Origin of the sequence: Streptococcus sp. k-628, assembly GCF_013277475.1 — a bacterium.
In the GTDB taxonomy this organism is placed as follows: Bacteria; Bacillota; Bacilli; order Lactobacillales; family Streptococcaceae; genus Streptococcus.
The window spans coordinates 1-3131 of record NZ_VMMZ01000024.1; the positions used below are offsets into that span (position 1 = coordinate 1).

The 3131-nt window shown below is 42.2% G+C and carries 4 protein-coding genes; all 4 read right to left on the reverse strand.

Annotated elements, in window-relative coordinates; genetic code table 11:
• Positions 1-104: 104 nt before the first annotated feature.
• The 4 genes from rsmI to tmk are packed head-to-tail and all read right to left on the reverse strand — an operon-like array spanning position 105 to position 2868.
• On the reverse strand, positions 105-983 hold the full coding sequence (gene rsmI, locus HT730_RS03810; RefSeq protein WP_173306857.1) for a 16S rRNA (cytidine(1402)-2'-O)-methyltransferase: 879 nt from the start codon (positions 981-983) through the stop codon (positions 105-107).
• A 2-nt stretch (positions 984-985) separates the two neighbouring features.
• The gene (gene yabA / locus HT730_RS03815; protein ID WP_000358227.1) at positions 986-1303 is read right to left on the reverse strand and encodes a DNA replication initiation control protein YabA; all 318 of its coding nucleotides are present in this window, start codon (positions 1301-1303) and stop codon (positions 986-988) included.
• A gap of 39 nt (positions 1304-1342) precedes the next feature.
• Positions 1343-2233 (reverse strand): DNA polymerase III subunit delta', encoded by an 891-nt coding sequence (locus tag HT730_RS03820; RefSeq protein WP_173306858.1) that lies wholly within the window; start codon positions 2231-2233, stop codon positions 1343-1345.
• On the reverse strand, positions 2230-2868 hold the full coding sequence (tmk, locus tag HT730_RS03825) for a dTMP kinase (RefSeq protein WP_173306859.1): 639 nt from the start codon (positions 2866-2868) through the stop codon (positions 2230-2232). The genes HT730_RS03820 and tmk overlap by 4 nt, the downstream gene beginning before the upstream one ends.
• Between the last annotated feature and the right edge of the window lie 263 nt (positions 2869-3131).

The following is a 3131-nucleotide window of genomic DNA, read 5'->3' on the forward strand; positions in this document are numbered from 1 at the left end:
GCTCAGGCTGAAAAAGTCCCCCGGACTTTTTCACTCCCACAAATCTTTCTATTTTTTTCTTCTACTAGTATAACAAAAAAAGGGAAGAAGGAAAACTTCCCTGTTTAGTCATTTTCTTGATTTTCTTCCCATTCGTGGTAGGCAGCATAAAGCTGGCTTTTATTCCACTGGTAAATCTTAGCGACTTCCTTAATAGCTTGGTTTTTCTTCATGCCTTGCTGTATGCGGACTTGGATTTCTAAGAACAAGTCCTCCACGTCTTTTTCCTCCACATCCTGACTGGCACCTTCAACGATGAGAAGGCATTCTCCCTTGAGTGGCGTTTCAGCAATGCTTTCTAATAACTCTGAAATGGTACCTCGTTGGTATTCTTCATAAATTTTGGTCAATTCTCTGACCAAGACTACCGAGCGGTCACCGTAGACTTCTAACATATTTTCCAAAGTATCTGCCACACGATGGGGCGATTCATAGAAAATCTGAGTTTCAGGATAGTCTTTTTTTGAGTCAAAAAATTGCTTCTGCTGGCCTGATTTTCTCGGTAAAAAACCATAAAAGATATGTGGCTGTGGTGCTAAACCACTGGCAATCAAGGCAGAAATTCCTGCAGAGGCACCTGGAACAGTCACAACCGCAATTTCTTCCTCAATGGCTGCCTTAACTAAATCATGACCAGGGTCTGAGATGCTAGGCAGACCCGCATCAGAAACCTGAGCAATACTTTGCCCTGCTTTTAGAGAATCAATCAAATCAGGAATTTTTTCCTTGGCATTGTGCTCATGAAAACTAATCTGCTTGGTAGAAATGTCAAAATGCTTGAGCAAAAGTCCTGTATTGCGCGTGTCCTCAGCAGCAATCCAGTCCACCTCTTTCAAGGTCTCAATAGCTCGAAAGGTCATATCATCTAAATTGCCAATCGGCGTTGCCACTAGGTACAGCTTCCCGTAGGGAGACTGCCCCTTAAAACTTTTTTGAATCTGCATGCCTACTCCCTGTATAACAATTCGTCACAGAACATACATTCCTCATCCTGCTCTCGACGTTGTCCATAAAAATCATTACATACGTGAAAACCATCTTTATAAATTCGACGGACACTTTCACGAACATGCTTGGCCTTGACAGGAGCGTCTGCTTCCACCTCACCCAAGCGTTCGCGCAACTTACTATTTTCCAAACGAAGAGCTGTATTTTCCTCTACCAGGCTCTTGAGATTTTTCTTGATGGCTTCCACATCGGCCAAGGTTACCAATAACTGTTGGGAAAAATCATCCAGCGCGTCAAATAATTCTTTTTTGTCCATAAACCAGCCCTTTCCTTTCTTTATCATTCATTTTTTAGTTTATATTTCTTTCAAGACCAGATATTCCATGGCATTTTGAAAGCTGACATTAGCTTGCCACATTTTTCTAGCTTCTAGCAAATCTTGTAGAATCACTCTTACTCTTGCTTGCAGGAGATCCTGCCCACAGAGGACTTCAAGAATCCGTAAAATCTGATCTTGTTTTTCCTTGTCATCTGCCAAACTAGCTAATTTGGCAACTTGAAGATAACTTTCTTTTTTCTTAGCTACTGACCAAGTCAGCAGGCGTTCACTTTCATCGACCAGAGTCCAAAAACTTGCCTGATTGGCCAACTTTTCTGCTTCAGCTCGTGATTGACTAAACTGAGCTAGGAAAGTCGCTTTTTTCTTAACCAACCCCATTTGTTCTAAGAGCAAGATGAGTTGTTCTTCTTGCTTTTTAAAATGGAAAATCTGGGTCCGACTTCGGATTGTCGATAAAATCTTTTCCTCATCACTGGACAAGAAGAAAATGTAAACCTCACTCTGGGGTTCTTCGATGACCTTGAGCAGAGAATTGGCTGCATTAGGGTGCATTTTATCAGCTTGCTCGATAATAAAGACCTGTTGTTGGCTTTCAATCCCTGCTTGAGAAAACTGCCCCACCAATTCTCGAATGCGTTCTGTCTTGATGACCTGATTGACTGGCTTAATTAAGGTGACATCGGGAAATTCTCCCTGTTCAATCAGCTTGCAGTTTCGACATTTCTCACATGGTAAAACGCCTACCTTATCCGTGCAAAAGAGACTTTTAGCCAAAAATTGCGCCATTTCCAAGCTTCCAAAGAAACCTGAAAAGAGGTAGGCATGATTGAGCTGGTCTTGCTCCAAGATACGGACAAAGCGGTCAAACTGTTCTGGCTGCCAGACCTTTAGTTGATCTTGTTTCATTTAGCTAATCCCATTCTGTCAAACAAGACAGCCTTGGTGGTTTCCACAACCTCCTCCAATGGAAGACTGGCATCAATCTTGACAATGCGATTTCCCTCTTTATTCAGAAGAGAAAGATAGCCTTTACGAACTTTTTTATGCAAGTCCAACCCTTCCAAGTCCAAACGATTGACCTCACGATTACTATTCGCAGCAATTCGAGCCAGTCCTTCTTCCACCTCGATGTCAAAATAGAGTGTCAAATCAGGTTTGAGTCCATCTGTCGCAAAGTGATTGAGCCAATCAATGGCGTCAATATCCAAGCCACGACCAAATCCCTGATAGGCAAGAGAACTATCAATAAAACGATCCATAATGACCAACTTACCAGCTTCAAGTGCTGGGAGAACTTTTTCCACCAAGTGCTGTCTGCGACTGGCGATATAGAGAAGAAGTTCTGTCTTCGCATCCATCTGAGTATGACTTGGATCCAAAATCACTTCCCGAATCTTCTCCCCAATCAAGACTCCGCCAGGTTCACGGGTCGTCAGCACCTCTATCCCTTTTTCCTCTAAAATTGGGAGCAGAGCCTCTAAAACACTGGTCTTTCCTGCTCCCTCTGGTCCCTCAAGAGAGACTAAAAATCCTTTTGACATGTCTAACTCATTTCTTTTTTACTACTTCTATTCTATCAAAAAAATAGGGGTTTGTGACAATCTTTTTGTCTTCTCATTTCATACTCAATGAAAATCAAAGAGCAAACTAGGAAGCTAACCGCAGGTTGCTAAAAACACTGTTTTGAGGTTGCAGATGGAAGCTGACAGAGTCAGTATCATATACCTACGGCAAGGAGACGCTAACGTGGTTTGAAGAGATTTTCGAAGAGTATAATTCTTATTGATGAACTGCTTGCAGTCTG

Bases quoted from the DNA above. Each gene is read 5' to 3' on its own strand.
- yabA (WP_000358227.1), bottom strand. From the start codon at position 1,303: ATGGACAAAAAAGAATTATTTGACGCGCTGGATGATTTTTCCCAACAG.
- rsmI (WP_173306857.1), bottom strand. From the start codon at position 983: ATGCAGATTCAAAAAAGTTTTAAGGGGCAGTCTCCCTACGGGAAGCTG.
- tmk (WP_173306859.1), bottom strand. From the start codon at position 2,868: ATGTCAAAAGGATTTTTAGTCTCTCTTGAGGGACCAGAGGGAGCAGGA.
- HT730_RS03820 (WP_173306858.1), bottom strand. From the start codon at position 2,233: ATGAAACAAGATCAACTAAAGGTCTGGCAGCCAGAACAGTTTGACCGC.